The 15,421-nt window shown below is 73.9% G+C and carries 12 protein-coding genes; 10 read left to right on the top strand and 2 right to left on the bottom strand.

What is annotated here, in order from left to right; all coding sequences use genetic code 11:
- Nucleotides 1–66: 66 nt before the first annotated feature.
- The 4 genes from ACZ4UX_RS19795 to ACZ4UX_RS19780 all read left to right on the top strand — a co-directional run bounded on the left by ACZ4UX_RS19795 (nt 67) and on the right by ACZ4UX_RS19780 (nt 4,224).
- Nucleotides 67–1,032: an ROK family protein gene (locus tag ACZ4UX_RS19795; RefSeq protein WP_465707584.1), complete on the top strand. Its 966-nt coding sequence runs from the start codon at nt 67–69 to the stop codon at nt 1,030–1,032.
- Between the two features lie 415 nt (nt 1,033–1,447).
- Nucleotides 1,448–2,332, top strand: coding sequence for an SIS domain-containing protein (locus ACZ4UX_RS19790; protein WP_465707583.1), 885 nt, complete (start codon nt 1,448–1,450; stop codon nt 2,330–2,332).
- Nucleotides 2,333–2,390: 58 nt separating this feature from the next.
- Complete coding sequence (locus ACZ4UX_RS19785) at nt 2,391–3,308, top strand: 1-phosphofructokinase family hexose kinase (RefSeq protein ID WP_465707582.1); 918 nt, start codon at nt 2,391–2,393, stop codon at nt 3,306–3,308.
- 31 nt (nt 3,309–3,339) lie between these two features.
- Nucleotides 3,340–4,224: a class II fructose-bisphosphate aldolase gene (locus ACZ4UX_RS19780; protein WP_465707581.1), complete on the top strand. Its 885-nt coding sequence runs from the start codon at nt 3,340–3,342 to the stop codon at nt 4,222–4,224.
- A gap of 147 nt (nt 4,225–4,371) precedes the next feature.
- Here the strand turns inward: ACZ4UX_RS19780 and ACZ4UX_RS19775 are convergent, their stop codons facing one another.
- Entirely contained in the window at nt 4,372–5,646 is a 1,275-nt protein-coding gene (locus tag ACZ4UX_RS19775) for an ROK family protein (RefSeq protein ID WP_465707580.1), read from the bottom strand.
- 190 nt (nt 5,647–5,836) lie between these two features.
- Between ACZ4UX_RS19775 and ACZ4UX_RS19770 the strand changes: the two genes are divergently transcribed.
- The 6 genes from ACZ4UX_RS19770 to ACZ4UX_RS19745 all read left to right on the top strand — a co-directional run bounded on the left by ACZ4UX_RS19770 (nt 5,837) and on the right by ACZ4UX_RS19745 (nt 14,181).
- Nucleotides 5,837–7,135 (top strand): ABC transporter substrate-binding protein, encoded by a 1,299-nt coding sequence (locus ACZ4UX_RS19770; RefSeq protein WP_465707579.1) that lies wholly within the window; start codon nt 5,837–5,839, stop codon nt 7,133–7,135.
- Nucleotides 7,136–7,142: 7 nt separating this feature from the next.
- The gene (locus ACZ4UX_RS19765) at nt 7,143–8,102 is read left to right on the top strand and encodes a carbohydrate ABC transporter permease (RefSeq protein WP_465707578.1); all 960 of its coding nucleotides are present in this window, start codon (nt 7,143–7,145) and stop codon (nt 8,100–8,102) included.
- Between the two features lie 55 nt (nt 8,103–8,157).
- A complete protein-coding gene (locus ACZ4UX_RS19760) occupies nt 8,158–8,970 on the top strand; it encodes a carbohydrate ABC transporter permease (RefSeq protein WP_465707577.1) in 813 nt (270 codons plus the stop codon).
- Nucleotides 8,967–10,856: a DUF5107 domain-containing protein gene (locus ACZ4UX_RS19755; RefSeq protein ID WP_465707576.1), complete on the top strand. Its 1,890-nt coding sequence runs from the start codon at nt 8,967–8,969 to the stop codon at nt 10,854–10,856. Before ACZ4UX_RS19760 ends, ACZ4UX_RS19755 begins: the two co-directional genes overlap by 4 nt.
- A gap of 127 nt (nt 10,857–10,983) precedes the next feature.
- Nucleotides 10,984–13,209, top strand: a complete 2,226-nt coding sequence (locus ACZ4UX_RS19750) for an RICIN domain-containing protein (RefSeq protein WP_465707575.1) — start codon at nt 10,984–10,986, stop codon at nt 13,207–13,209.
- Nucleotides 13,210–13,335: 126 nt separating this feature from the next.
- A complete protein-coding gene (locus ACZ4UX_RS19745) occupies nt 13,336–14,181 on the top strand; it encodes a DeoR/GlpR family DNA-binding transcription regulator (RefSeq protein ID WP_465707574.1) in 846 nt (281 codons plus the stop codon).
- Nucleotides 14,182–14,274: 93 nt separating this feature from the next.
- Here ACZ4UX_RS19745 and ACZ4UX_RS19740 read toward each other — a convergent pair.
- The coding region (locus tag ACZ4UX_RS19740) for a PLL family lectin (protein ID WP_465707573.1) at nt 14,275–15,421 on the bottom strand (1,147 nt) is incomplete at its 5' end.

The raw sequence follows: 15,421 nt of genomic DNA, 5'->3' as shown, positions 1-15,421 counted from the left end.
CCAGGGAGCCCACCGTGCCCGAGAGCAGTACGAGAGCCCGTCACCCCGTCGCATCGGAGGCGCGCGATGGCTGAGCACGCCCGGCCCGACGAGTGCGTCATCGCCCTGGACGTGGGCGGCACCGGGATGAAGGGGGCGCTGGTCGACCGGCGGTCGGGCGTCCTGCTCACCGAGCGGCGCCGCACGCCCCGGGCGGCCGGGCCCGAGGCCGTCGTCGACGCCGTCACGGCGGCCCTGCGGTCCCTCGCCGGCCAGGCCGCGGACCTCGGCCTCACCGTCCGCCAGGCCGGGGTGGTCGTCCCCGGCATCGTCGACGCCGAGCGGGCCGTGGCCGTCTACGCCGCCAACCTCGGCTGGCGCGACCTGCCGCTGGCCGCCCTGCTCGAAGAACGCACCGGACTGCCGGTCACGCTGGGCCACGACGTACGGGCCGGCGGCCTGGCGGAGGTCCGGCTGGGCGCCGCGCGGGGCGCCCGGGACGCGCTGTTCGTCGCGATCGGCACCGGCATCTCGGCCGCGGTCGTCCACGACGGCCGGCTGCTGACCGCCGGCGGCTACGCGGGCGAGCTCGGCCACCTCGTCGTCGAACCGGACGGCCGGCCGTGCCCCTGCGGCGCCCGGGGCTGCCTGGAGACCATCGCCTCCGCGGCGGGCATCGCCGCGGCCTACAGCGCCCGCACCGGGCGGCCCGTCCACGGCGCCGCCGAGGTCGCCGCCCTGCTCGCCGAGGGGGACGAGGCCGCCCTGGCCGTCTGGCAGCGCGCCGTCCACGGGCTGGCGACCGCGCTCACCACCGCCGTGACGCTGCTCGCCCCCGAGGTCGTCGTCCTCGGCGGCGGGCTCGCCGAGTCGGACGGCCTGCTGCTGGACCCGCTGCGGGCCGGCCTCGACCGGAGACTGACGTTCCACCGGCGCCCCCGCCTGGTGGCCGCCGCGCTGGGCGACGAGGCGGGCTGCCTCGGCGCCGGGCTGCACGCCTGGGACACGGTGGACCGGCTGGGAACAGCGCTGGGCGCTCCCGACCGTCACTGACCGGGCCGCCGTACCGGCACCCCGCCCCGCCCCCGCCCGCGCCGCTCGTCCGGCAAGACCCGGCGCGGCCCCGTGGGGTCCGCGGGCGCGCGCCCGGACCTCAGGTGAATCTGCGATCAATACTGTCGCAAAACCTCACTCTTGACTCATGGGCAATCACGCCCTCCGAGGCGGCGAACGGCATCGTTCGGCGATCGATCCCCGCTCGACGCACGGGCGATCGCCCCAGCTCACGCGCCATTCAACGGGGTTGATCCGATGGACGGGCGGTCGAGGGCGGATCGCGAGGGAACTTCTGCATGCGCACTTCAAAGTCGGCATCGGGCCGCACCACCCTGGTATCACATGCTTGAAGATGCTTAAATGTGCATCATCTAGCTCAGCTTTCATCAGATGATCTTGAAAGGGGTCAGCAATGACGCACGTAGAGGCAGAGATCGCCGACCAGCCGCAGTGCTGGGCGCGCGCGGCGGCCCTGGCCGCGGCCGGCCACCCCGCCCTGCCCGGAGCGGGCGAGCGGGTCGCCGTCGTCGGGTGCGGGACGTCGTACTTCATGGGCCAGGCGTACGCCGCCCTGCGCGAGTCCGGCGGCCAGGGCGTGACCGACGCGTTCGCCGCGTCCGAGTTCCCGACCGGCCGCTCCTACGACCGCGTGATCGCACTCACCCGCTCCGGCACCACGACCGAGGTACTGGAACTGCTCGACGGCCTGCGCGGAAAGGTCCGGACCAGTGCGATCACGGCGGATCCGAACACGCCCGTCATGTCGGCCGCGGACGACGTCGTCGTCCTGGACTTCGCCGACGAGCGGTCCGTCGTGCAGACGCGCTTCGCCACCACCGCGCTGACGTTCCTGCGCGCGCACCTGGGCCTGCACACCGAGGCGGTGGAGGAGGACGCCCGCCGCGCCCTGGCGGAGCCCCTGCCGGCCGGCCTGGTCGAGTGCGGGCAGTTCACCTTCCTGGGGCGCGGCTGGACGGTCGGCCTGGCCAACGAGGCCGCGCTGAAGATGCGCGAGGCGGCCCTCGCCTGGACCGAGTCGTACCCGGCCATGGAGTACCGCCACGGCCCGATCAGCATCGCCGCGCCGTCCACCGCCACCTGGATGCTCGGCGACGCCCCGGTCGGCCTCGCCGAGCAGGTCGACTCGACCGGTGCCCACTGGATCGCGGGCCGGCTCGACCCGCTGGCCGAGCTGGTCCGCGTGCACCGCCTCGCCGTCGCCGTCGCGGCGGCCAGGGGCCTCGACCCCGACCAGCCGCGCAACCTGACGCGCTCCGTGATCCTCGCCGACGCGTGACCCCCACCGTCCAGCTCCCCGCGGCCGGGCGTACCGCAGCGGCAGCGAGGCAGCCGTCGTGATCGTGACCGTCACGCCCAACCCGGCGCTCGACATCACCTACACCCTCGCCGCGCTGCGGCCGCACGAGAGCCACCGCGTGGAGACCGTCCACGAGCAGGCCGGCGGCAAGGGCGTCAACGTGGCCCGGGTGCTGCACGCCCTGGGGCGGCGGACCACGGCGGTCCTGCCGCTCGGCGGGGCCGCGGGCAGCGCCGTCAAGGCCGACCTCGACCGGTCGGGGATCGTCCATCTGACGATCCCGCTCACCGGCGCGGCGACCCGGCGGACGATCGCCGTCGTGCACGACGGCGACGCCACGATGCTCAACGAACCCGGGCCGGAGCTGTCCGCGCTCCAGTGGACCGCGCTCCGCGCGGGGGTGGCGAGCCTGGTGCCGGCCGCCCGGGCCCTGGTCCTGTCCGGCAGCCTGCCCCGGGGCGTCCCGCCCGGCGGCTACGCCGAGTTGGTGCGGCTCGCCCGCGACCGGGGCGTCCCGGTGATCCTCGACACCGCCGGCCCGGCGCTCACCGAAGCCCTCGACGCCCGGCCGACGATCATCAAACCGAACGCCGCCGAACTGCGGGAGGCCACCGGGACGGACGATCCGCCGACGGCCGCCCGGGCGCTCGTGCGGGCGGGCGCCGGAACGGTCGTCGCCTCCCTCGGGCCGGACGGGCTGCTGGCCGTCGACCCGGCCGGGGCCTGGCGGGCCTTCCTCCCGGCGGACGCCGGCGTCAGCGGCAACCCCACCGGAGCCGGGGACTCCGTGGTGGCCGCCCTCGCCGTCGGCCTCGCCGAGCACGCCCCGCTGCCGGTCGCGCTGACCCGGGCCGTCGCGCTGTCGGCCGCCACCGTCCAGGCCCGCTACGCCGGCATGTTCGACCGCGACGGCTACCGGCGCCTGCTCCCCCAGGTCCGGGTCGTCCCGGCCTGACCACCCACCCTCACCCCGAGAAGGGTCCGCCATGCCTCTCAGCACCACGGGCGAACTGGTCGCCGAAGCCGCCGCCCGGCGCGGCGCCGTCGCCGCGTTCAACGTCATCACCCTGGAACACATCGAGGCCGTCGTCGCCGCCGCCGAGGCCACCGGGGAGCCGGTCATCCTCCAGGTGAGCGAGAACGCCGTGAAGTTCCACGGCGGCCGCCCGCACCCGATAGCCGCGGCCGCCGTCAGCGCCGCGCGCCGCAGCGGCGCCCGGGTGGCACTGCACCTCGACCACGTGAAGAGCGAGGCGCTGCTCCGCGAGGCCGCGGACTGCGGATTCAGCTCCGCCATGTTCGACGCCGCGCACCTGTCCTACGGGGAGAACGTCGCCGCCACCCGCCGGGCCGCCGACTGGGCCCACGCCAACGGCCTCTGGCTGGAGGCCGAACTCGGCGAGGTGGGCGGCAAGGACGGCACCGGGCCGCTGAGCGCCCACGCCCCCGGGGCCCGCACCGATCCCGACGAGGCCCGGCGCTTCGTGGCCGAGACCGGCATCGACGCGCTCGCCGTCGCCGTCGGCAGCTCGCACGCCATGACCACCCGCGACGCGACGATCGACCACACCCTGCTCGCCGCGCTGCACCACGCCCTGGACCTCCCCCTGGTCCTGCACGGCTCCTCCGGCGTCAGCGACCCGGAACTCCAGCGCGCGATCCGGGTCGGCATCAGCAAGGTCAACATCGGCACCGCCCTGAGCATCGCCATGACCGGCGCGATCCGGTCCCACCTGCGCGGCGACCCCAACGGCGTGGACCCGCGCCACTACCTCGCGGCCGGCCGCGAGGCCGTCACCGACACCACCACCCAGCTCCTGACGACCGTCGGCGCGGCGGACCGGGGCGGCGTCCCGGTCTCCAGCGGCTGACGGACGGCGGCCGGCCCGGCCCGCCGGTCCCGCGGGCCCCGTGGACGGCGGGACCGCGCGGAGGGCGCGGGAGGGCGCACCGGACAGGGCCGCGACGGCCGGACAGGCCGTCGCGGCCCCTCGGCGTGCTTCCCCGCCCCGGCCTCCTCAGGCGCCCGCGTCCACCCGGCGCTCCGGGGCGCTCGTCGGGTCGAGGAAGATGCCCTCCAGGGTCAGATACGCCCCGCCCTGGGCCGCGTTGGAGAGCCCGAGGGTGGAGGCGGCCACCACGACGCGCTCGGCGGTGGGCCTGATCCGGCGCTCGTCGAGCACCCGCTGCACGGCGTCGACCAGATAGCGGCCGAAGACCGCGAAGTACCCGCCGAGGACGATCCTCGGCGGGTTCAGCACGTCCACCAGGATGCCCAGCCCGAGGGCCAGGTCGTCCGCGATCAGGGCCAGCGCAGCCAGCGTCCGCTGCTCGCCCCGGTCGGCCCGCGCCAGCAGCTCGTCCAGGCGCTGCGCGAGGTCGACCGACCGGTCGTGCACCCGGTCGGTGCGGTCGGCGGCCGCGTCCAGGAAGGCCTGCAGGCCCACCGCGGTCTCCCAGCAGCCCGTCCGGCCGCAGGCGCAGGGGCGCTCCCGGCGGTCGACATGCATGTGCCCGATCTCGGAGCCGCGCAGCAGCTTGCCGCCGGAGAGGCTGGCGCCGCCGACGCCGATCCCGCCGGTGACGTAGACCAGTTCGCGGACGTCGTCGGCGGCCGCGCGGAGGTACTCGGCCAGCGCCCCGGACTCGGCGTCGTTCGCGAGCAGGACGGGCGGGGCGGCCGGGCCGAGCCGCGCGCGCAGTTCGGCGGCGGCCGGCACGTCGCGCCAGCCGAAGTTGGTGGCCACCAGGACGGTACCCGACCCGGCGTCGACCTCGCCCTGGGTGACCAGGGTGACGCCCGCCGCGCTCATCCCCCGGGCGCCGATGTCGCGCAGACAGGCGCAGACCATCTCCGCGACCTCGTGCAGCGTCTCCTGCGGGCTCAGCTCCGGCAGGTCGATCCCGCGCCGCCGCTCGTGGACGACGGTGCCGCTCAGATCCACCGCCAGCACGGTGATGTGATCGACGCCCAGCTCGGCGCCGACCCCGCAGACCCAGCGCCCGTCGAGCGTGACCATGCGGTGCGGGCGGCCCACCGCGCCCGCCCGGTCCAGCTCGCCCTCGCGGACCAGGCCGCGCTGGATCAGCTCGGTGACCAGCACCGAGACGGTGGCCTTCGGCAGCCCGGCGACGGCGGCGATCCGGGTGCGCGACTGCTCGCCGCTCTCCCTCAGCAGGCGCAGCACCAGGCCCAGGTTGTTGCGGCGCATGGACCCCTTGTCGGCGGCGTCGGGGTAGCCCGCCATGATGCCGGCGGCCCCGGTGGTGCCACTGCCCCGTGCTTCCTGCACTGTCTCTCCTGTTCCCGAGGGTGCCGACGGCGCCCATGGTAGTTATCGCGGCGATCGGAATAACGGCCTTGCCGGCGCTGGACCTTGACAATACCCACCTTAGTTCAGACACTAGCCGAACTAACAAGCCCGAGGGTGCGGCCTTCCCCCCAGGCCCCCTCCACCGCTTGTCCCCTGGAGAGGAATCACGATGGGCAGAACCTCGACCACCACCCGGGTCCTCGGCACCGCCACCGTGGCGGTGCTGGCCCTGACCGCCACCGCCTGCGGCAGCGGCTCCGAGAGCACGGCCGGCGGCTCGTCCGGCAGCTTCGCCTACTGGTCGATGTGGCGGGCCGACGAGGCCCAGGCCAAGGTGATCAAGGCGGCGATCGACCAGTTCCAGACCGACACCGGCATCAAGGTCGACATCACCTGGGCCGGACGCGACGTCAAGAAGAAGATCGGCCCGGCGATCGCCACCAACCAGGCCCCCGACCTGTGGGACCAGGGCGCCGACGGCGTCTACGGGGCGACCGCCCAGGCCGGCCAGGCGCTCGACCTGTCCGACGTCCTCGGCATGGAGGTGCCCGGCGAGGGCAGGAAGGTGTCCGACGTCGTCCCCGCGAAGTACCTGGACGCCCTGCCCAAGGACCCAGACGGCAGGAACCACTACGTGATCCCGTACGAGATCTCCTCGGGCGCCCTCTTCTACAACACGGCCGACCCCGACATCGCCGCCGCCATGCCGAGCCCGCCGGCGAGCTGGGCCGACTTCCTCAAGGTCTGCGACGCGCTCAAGGCCAGGGGCCGGGCCTGTCTGGCCTCCGACGGCGAACTCGCCTGGGAGAACGGCCTGATCCTGGACTACCTGCTGTCCGCCGGCGGGGTCGGCTTCAGCGCGCTGAGCTCCGACCCGTCCGGCGCGAGCTGGGACGCCCCGGCCGTGCTCACCGCCGCCAGGCAGACCGAGCAACTGGTGAAGGGCGGCCACCTGATCAGCGGCTACGACGCCACCAAGTTCCCCGCCCAGGAGACCAACTGGGCCGCCGGCAAGGCCGCGTTCTACCCGGACGGCAGCTGGGTCACCGACGAGGTGGCCAAGCAGCTCCCCGCGGACTGGAAGATGGGCGCGATGCTGCCGCCCGGCGCCGTCAACGCGGACTCGATGATGTTCGGCTTCGCGATACCGAAGAAGGCCAAGCACTCCGCCGCGGCCAAGAAGTTCATCGCCTACTTCCTGCAGAAGAAGACCCTCGCCGGGATCTCCACCGAGGCCGGGAACATCACGCCGCGCTCCGACATCCCCGCCCCGACCGCGCTCACCGACATCCAGAAGGCGCTGGACGCCGCGCCCGTCCGCCTCACCTACGACGGCGTGGCCGGCGACTACCCCACCAAGGTCTTCAACCAGAACTTCCTCGACCTCTGGCACGGCAAGACCTCCGCCGAGCAGTTCGTCGCGAAGATGAAGTCCGACCAGGCCTCCTTCTGGAAGAGCCAGGGCTGAGGCGACGATGGCCACCGCACTCCAGGACCCGCCCGCCGTGCGCGGCGGCGGGCGCGCGCAGCCGGCGAACGCCGGCACCTCACCGCTGGAACGCCAGCACCGGCGCATCTTCTGGCCGTTCGTCGGCCCCGCGCTGCTCGTCTACGGCGTGCTGTTCCTGGTCCCGATCGGCTACGCCGCCTGGACCAGCCTCTACAAGTGGGACGGCATGGGCGCCAAGCACTGGCGCGGCCTGCGGAACTACCGGATCCTCTTCGAGGACGCGGCGTTCCGGACCTCCCTGGTCAACACGCTGGAGATCCTCTTCGTCGGCGGCGCGATCACCTTCGCGATCAGCCTGGCGCTCACCCTGGTCCTGCGCGAGATGCGGGCCCGGCTGTTCGCCCGCTCGGTGCTCTTCTTCCCCTGCCTGGTGAACGCGATGGTGTTCGGCATCGCGGCCGGCTTCCTGTTCTCCCCCGACGGCCCGGTCAACACCGTGCTGCACTGGCTCGGCACCGCGACCCCGCCCAAGTGGCTCGCCACCGACAACCTCTTCCCGATGATCGTCGCCACCCTGGTCTGGACGGCCACCGGCTACTACACCGCGATCATCATGGCGGCCGTCGACCAGATCCCCGAATACCTCTACGAGGCGGCTGAGTTGGACGGCGCCAGCGCCTTCCGCCGGTTCCGGCACATCACCCTGCCGCTCGCCTGGGACGTGATCTCGGTCTGCGCCGTGCTCTGGACGGTCAGCTCGGTGAAGATCTTCGAACTGATCCTGATGTACGGCGGCAGCAACTCCAGCCAGCCCCCGGTCGACACCTGGAACACCGCGATGTACGTCTACGCCGAGGCGTTCCCGCAGACCTCGGCGCCGCAGCTCGGCATGGCCACCGCCGCCGCCCTGGTCAGCCTGGTGATGGTCGGGGTGATCACGCTGGCGCTGCGCCGGCTGATGCGCCGCGCCGCCGTCGAATACTGACCCCCTCAGAAAGGCAACTCCCGTGCGTACCAAGCACAGAGCCGCGGGGCCTGCGATGCGGATCGCCAGGGGCGTGGTGTGGGTCGTCGTCGCCGTCGACCTGCTGCTCATCCTGTGGGTCTTCCTGACCTCGCTGCGCGGCAGCACCGACATCTTCGCCCACCCCTTCGGCCTGCCCACCGACCCGCACCCGGACAACTACGGGCGCGCGCTGGACGACGGCGGCTTCGGCCGGGCCGCGCTCAACAGCGTGCTCGTCGCCGCGCTCTCCTCGGTGGCGGCCGTCGCCCTGGCCGCACCCGCCGCCTACATGCTGGCGCGGCGCCGCACCCGCACCTCCTCGGCGCTGACCATGACCTTCGCCATGGGACTCGGCGTCCCCGGGCAGGTCCTGGTCGTCCCGCTCTTCATCGGCCTGGCCCAGGTGAACCTGACGGACAGCCTGCTCGGCCTCGGCCTGGTCTACGTGGGCCTGGCGATGCCGTTCACCGTCTACCTGCTGACCGGCTTCTTCAGCGGGATCCCGGCCGTCCTGGAGGAGGCCGCCACCCTCGACGGGGCCGGGCCGCTGCGGACCTTCCTCCAGGTGATCGTCCCGGTCGCCCGGGGCGGACTCATCACCGCCTTCCTGCTCCAGGTCATCGGGGCCTGGAACGAGACCCTCTTCGCCCTGGTGCTCAACCACGGCGAGGACAAGATCACGCTGCCGGTCGCGCTGGCGAACTTCGTCGCCACCGAGCAGCTCAACGGAATGGACTGGGGGACCATGTTCGCCGGCGTCTGCCTCATCCTCGCACCGATGCTCGCCCTCTTCTCCTGGCTGGGCACCCGGATCATCCAGGGCATGACGGTGGGGATCGGCAAATGACCTCCACCCTGCGCACCGGCCTGCTGCGGATCGAGGGCGCGGCCGACCCGGCCGCCGGCTGCCTCCCGATCCTGCGCGGACTGCCCGCCCGCACCGCCGACGACGCCGGGGCCACCGACCCCGAGATGCGCCGCAACCTCGGCTACGGCCGCCCGCACACCCTGCTGCCCTACACCCGGCAGGACCGCTACGACCGCTCCCGCACCACGCGTGAACTGCCCACCGTCGTCCTGGAGAACGAGCACCTCACCGCCACCTTCCTGCCCGGCTACGGCGGCCGGCTCTGGTCCCTGGTGCACCGCCCCTCCGGCCGCGAACTGCTGCACCGCAACCCCGTCCTGCAGCCCGCCAACCTCGCCCTGCGGGACGCCTGGATCGCCGGCGGGGTGGAGTGGAACCTCGGCACCACCGGGCACTGGCCGCTCACCTGCGAGCCGCTGCACGCCGTCCGGACCACCACCGCGGACGGCACGCCGGTGCTGCGGATGTACGAGTTCGAACGGCTGCGGCGGCTGGTGCTGCAGATCGACGCCTGGCTGCCGGCCGGCTCGCCGGTGCTGTACGTCCACGTCTCCGTCCAGAACCCGAACGACGCCGAGGTCCCGGTCTACTGGTGGTCCAACATCGCCGTCCCCGAGACCGGGCAGACCAGGGTGGTCGGCCCCGCCGACCACGCCTTCCACTTCGACTACACCGCCGACCTGCGGCACGTCCCGTTCCCCGACTACGACGGGGCCGACCGCAGCTACCCCGGCCGGCTGCCCCGCGCGGCGGACTACTTCCTGGACATCCCCGACGCCGAGCGCCGGTGGATCACCGCCCTGGACGGGACCGGCGCCGGCCTGGTGCAGGCCTCGACCGACCGGCTGCGCGGCCGCAAGCTCTTCCACTGGGGCACCGCCACCGGCGGCGCGCACTGGCAGGAGTGGCTCTCCGGTCCCGACGCGCCCTACCTGGAGATCCAGGCCGGCCTGGCCAGGACCCAGCTGGAGCACCTGCCGATGCCGGCCGGCGAGAGCTGGTCCTGGGTCGAGGCCTACGGGCTGCTGGAGGTCGACCCGGCCGCCGCGCACGGCGACTGGGGGACGGCCCGCTCGGCCGCCGCGGCCGCGCTGGCCGCCCTCGTCCCGCCCGGCCGCCTGGAGGACGCGCTGTCCCGGGTGGCGGAGTTCGGCGAACCGACGGAACTGCTCGGCGAGGGGTCCGGCTGGGGAGCGCTGGAGATCGCGGCCGGCGCACTGCCCGCCTCGGCCGCCCGGCCGTTCGGTGACGCGCGGGCCGAACAGCGGCCGTGGGCCGAGCTGCTGGCCACCGGCCGGCTTCCGCTCTGCGACCCGCCGGCCGCCCCGGTCACCGGAGGCCACTGGCGCGAACGGCTGGAGGCCGCCGAGCCGGACTGGCACGTGCTCCACCAGCTCGCTCTCGTGTACCTGTCCGAGGGCGAGGACGACGCCGCCCGCACCGCCTGGAAGCGCTCCGTCGCCGAACGGCCGACCCCGTGGGCGCTGCGCGCCCTGGCGTTCCTCACCGACTCCCCCGAGGAGTCGGCCGACCTGCTGGCCCACGCGTTCCGGCTGCGCCCGGACCTCCTGGAGCTCACCGTCGAGTTCCTCGACGCCCTGGCCGCGGCCGGCCGCCACCGGCAGGCCCTGGCCGTCGTCGAGGGCCTGACCGGGAGCGCCCGCCGGCACGGCCGGATCCGCCTCGCCGAGGCGAGGGCGGCGCACGCCCTGGGCGACCAGGACCGGGTGCGCCGGCTGCTCGCCGAGGGCATCCAGGTCGACAACATGCGCGAGGGCGAGGACTCGCTGGACACCCTGTGGCTCGCCGTCCACCCCGGGACGCCGGTCCCGCCGGTCTACGACTTCCGGATGTCGCAGACCTGACCCCCCCGACCTCCGCCCCGCCCCGGCGAGGCGGAGCCGCGGCGGCCCTCCCTCCGTGGCCGCCGCGGCCGCGGACCGACCCCGGGTCCGCGCACCGCAGTACGCCCCCACCCCCGAAGGAGTGCTCGTGCCATCCCTTCCCAGAACCCTCGTGGCCACCCTCACGGCCGCCACCCTCACCCTGGCCGGCGGCGCCCTCGCGGCCCCACCCGCGTCGGCGGCCCCCGCCGTCACCGGCTACACCGTCAGCGTCGGCTCGACCGGCCGCTACCCCACTCCGACCGACACCACGGCGGCCCCGTACACCGACAAGGACGGCACCTTCTACTTCCAGCAGTCCGCGGCGCTGTACGGTGCCACCGACCCGCGTGAGTGGGAGTTCTTCACCGGCGCGGACTTCGACTCCGCCACCAGGTCCGCCGCTATCAGCGACGCGGTGAACCCCGCCAACCCGCAGGACGCGAACAACAACACGACCTGGCGCTGCAACAACAGCCCCACCGGCCGGGAGTCGAGCTTCGCGCCGAGCGGCTCCGGCTACGCCCAGAAGAACTACTGCGACCTCACCGGGGTCTGGGTCGACCCGGACACCGGCGACTGGTACGGCCTGGTGCACAACGAGTTCACCCCGCAGCCCTTCGGGGACGGCCTGCACTTCGACGCGATCGACTACACGGTCTCGACCGACCAGGGCCGGACGTGGACCATCAGGAACCACGTCATCACCTCGCCGTACAGCACCGTACGCGGTGACACCGCCGCCTTCCCGAACCAGACCTACGACTACGGCGACGGCGACCCGCGGCTCTTCGTGGACACCGCCTCCGGCTACTTCTACGTCTACTACGGCTCGCGGATCGTCGACAAGGGCGGCAGCTGGAAGGCGTTCTACGAACACGTCGCCCGGGCGCCGATGTCCGCCAAGATGGCGCCCGACTCCTGGCAGAAGTGGTACGACGGCGCCTGGTCGCAGCCCGGCGTCGGCGGCCGGGAGAGCAACATGGTCCCGGTCGACGCGGCCAGCAGCACGGGGTACACCCCCGTCGCCAAGGAGTACGACCCGGCGAACACCGGCACCGCGGCCCAGCAGATCGCCGCCGGGAAGATGCCGCCGACCTCGCCGCTCTTCGTCATGGACATCACCTACAACGCCTACCTCGGCCTGTACATCGGTGAGCCCCAGGCGGTCAACCAGGACGGCACCTCGCCGCAGTACCTCTACGCGACCGACGACCTCGCGACCCAGAAGTGGTTCCCGATCGGCGACACCGGCAGCTACCACACCGCCTCGTGGTACCGCTGGTTCGTCGACAGCGCGAACCGGACGAACTCGACGATCGTCGGCAAGAACTTCCGTGCCTACTGCGCGTTCGGCTGCTCGGCGGGCGCCTCCGGCGAGTACGTCAACCTCGGCATCACCTCCTCGGCCCCCGCGCCCGCGCCCGTCGACCCGGCCAAGACCTACCGGATCGCCAACGGAACCGGCCGGGTGCTCGCCCAGGTCTCCGGCAGCCAGGCGACCACCTCGACGGCCGCCGCCGGCGGATCGGGCCTGGAGTCGTGGAGCTTCGCCCCCACCGGCGACGGCGCCTACCGGGTCGTCAACTCCGCCACCGGCGGCCTGCTGGGCGTCGGCTCCACCGGCAAGGCCGGCCGCGCCTGGGGAACGGCGCCGACCGTCACCGCGGCCGGACCGGGCGGGCCCGCCGTCGGCCAGCAGTGGTTCGTCATCCCCGGCAAGACCGCCGCGGGCGCGTCGACCGGCGCCTTCCGGCTGGTCAACCGCTACAGCGGGCTGGTGCTCGGCATGACCTCCGCCGCCGGCGCGCTGACCGGCACCACGCCCACCCGCAGCTGGACCGACACCACCGGCAACCCCGTCGGCGGCGGCGCCACGGCGGCCGACCAGGTGCTGACCCTGACCGCCACCGGTGACGCCGGCGGCTCGCTCGACGGGATCCACACGCTCACCACCGGAGGCAAGGCGCTCGACGTCCCCGACCACTCCAAGATCCAGGGCACCCAGCTCGTCACCTGGACCGCCAACGGCGGCACCAACCAGAGCTGGACCTTCGCCCGGCAGTCCGACGGCAGCTACCGGCTCACCAACCGCGAGTCCGCGCTCTGCCTGGACGACAGCGGCGGCTCCACCGCGGCCGGCAACCCGATCATCCAGTGGGCCTGCACGGGCGCGACCAACCAGCGCTGGATCCTCAACCCGGTGAGCGGCGGCTACACCGTCGCCTCGAAGGCGAGCGGCCTGCTCCTCACCACCGCCGGCACCGCCAACGGCGCCCTGGTGACCCAGCAGCCGGACACCGGGTCCGCCCGGCAGATCTGGTCCGTCAACTAGGGCTGGTCCGCCGGGGCTCCGGCCCCGCGGGCGGCAGCCTGCGGGGCCGGAGCCGGAGCGGCGTCCGCACACCGGCGAGGACGACGGCGGTGCCCACCCCCACGCGTGCACCAGGAGGCCCACGACATGATCCAGGACACCCGGCCGCCGGCGACCCTCCTGGCGGAACAGCGCCGCCGGCTGATCCACACCAGTGTGCGGGAGCACGGCACCGCCGTCACCGACCAGCTCGCCCACGAGTTCGGCGTCTCCGCCGCCACCGTCCGGCGTGACCTGTGCGCGCTCGCCGAGCAGGGCCTGCTGCACCGGACCCGCGGTGGAGCCGTCCGCTCCGAGGCCGCCCGGGGCGGGGGCGGACGCCGGGTTCCGACGGACACCGGCCCGCTGCCGAACCTCGACGTGATCGCCCGGGCCGCCGCCGCGCTGGTCCGGCCGGGCGACGTCGTCGGCCTCGGCGCCGGCCCGGCGACCTACGCCGTCGCCCGGCACCTGACCGCCGTGGACCACCTGGCGGTCGTCACCAACTCCCTCCGGATCGCCCGGGTCTTCACCCACCCCGTCGGTCCGCCCGGGGTGGCCCCGACCGCCGCCGTCACGCTCACCGGCGGCCTCCGGACGGCCTCCGGCGCCCTGGTGGGCCCGATCGCCGACCAGGCCGTCCGCTCGACCCGGCTGGACCTGCTCCTCCTCGACTGCCGCGGGATCACCCGCCGGGGCGACCTGACCCTCGCCGACCTCACCGAGGCGGCCACCCAGCGGGCCTTCCTGCACGCCGCCCGCCGGGTGGTGCTCGTCGCCGACCGCTCCAGGTGGAGCAGCGGCGGGCTGGCCGTCTTCGGCACCCTGGACCAGGTCGACGTCCTGGTCACCGGCACCGACCTGCCCGCCGCCCAGCGGGCGGCCGCCGCCAGGCGGGTGGGCACGCTGCTCGTGGTCGACGCCGCCGGAGGCGCGTCCGCCGTCCGGCGCTGAGCGGAAGGCACCGGGGCGCGGAACGCGGGGCACCGGCCCGGCTCCCCCCTCGGGAGCCGGGCCGGTGCCGCCGGGTCGGGGCGGTCGGGGCACTCAGACGACGAGCTTGATCACCGCCTCGGCCGCGGCCTTGCCCGCCGCGGAGACGATCGCCTTCACCAGGTCGCCCAGGGCTCCCGTGACGCCGGCCGCGAGGGTGTCGGTGCCGTCCAGGGTGGCCTTGAAGGTGCCGTTGAGGATGCCGTCCCACTTGGCGGTGATCTGCGGGTTGTTGCCGACGAAGGTGAAGTCGTCGTTGCGGTCCGGGGTGCCGAAGGGCAGTCCGGCGACGGTCCCCTCGGTGTGGCCGGAGCGCTGGAAGGTGAACACCGTGCCGTCCGGCGTCATGACGGCGGCCGAGATGGTGTAGTCGATGTTGTCGAAGCCGCTGTCGTGGGCGTGCGTGGTGAACGAGTAGAACCCGTCCTGCCGCATCACGACGTGCGCCGAGCCTCCGACGGCGATGTCGGTCGTGACGTCCTGGTCGAAGTTCTTGCTCGACGTGTCGTACCAGAAGTGGTCCCGGACGGAGGCGTCGCCGCCGACGAACCACAGCTCCATGCTCCCGGGGATCCGGGAGACGGCCGCGACCCCACTGGTGATCGAGGCGCTGCCGGGGCCCGACAGCTCGAAGCCCTGCCAGGTGGCGCCCTCGTACCAGTACCGGTCCTGCACCGACCCGTTGGCGCCGACGAACCACACCTCCATGCTGCCGGGAATCCGCGAGACCGCCGCGATGCCGGTGTGGGTGGAGGCGCTGCCGGCCGGGGCCAGCTCGAAGCCCTGCCAGGTGGCGCCCTCGTACCAGTACCGGTCCTGCACCGAGCCGTTGGGCCCGACGAACCACACCTCCATGCTCCCGGGGATCCGGGAGACCGCCGCGACCCCACTGGTGATCGAGGCGCTGCCGGGGCCCGAGAGTTCGAAGCCCTGCCAGGCGGCGCCCTCGTACCAGTAGCGGTCCTGGACGGAGCCGTTGGCGCCGACGAAGAAGACCTCCATGCTGCCCGGGATCCGCGACACCGCCGCGATCCCGCCGGTGGGGGCGGCGCTGCCGGGGCCCGACAGCTCGAAGCCCTGCCAGGCGGCGCCCTCGTACCAGTACCGGTCCTGGACGGAGCCGTTGGCGCCGACGAAGAAGACCTCCATGCTGCCCGGGATCCGCGACACCGCCGCGATCCCGCCGGTGGGGGCGGCGCTG

The sequence above is a fragment of the Kitasatospora sp. NPDC028961 genome (genome assembly GCF_055564815.1).
Note: the sequence above shows the minus strand (reverse complement) of the source record. Positions and strands in the feature narration are given on the sequence as shown.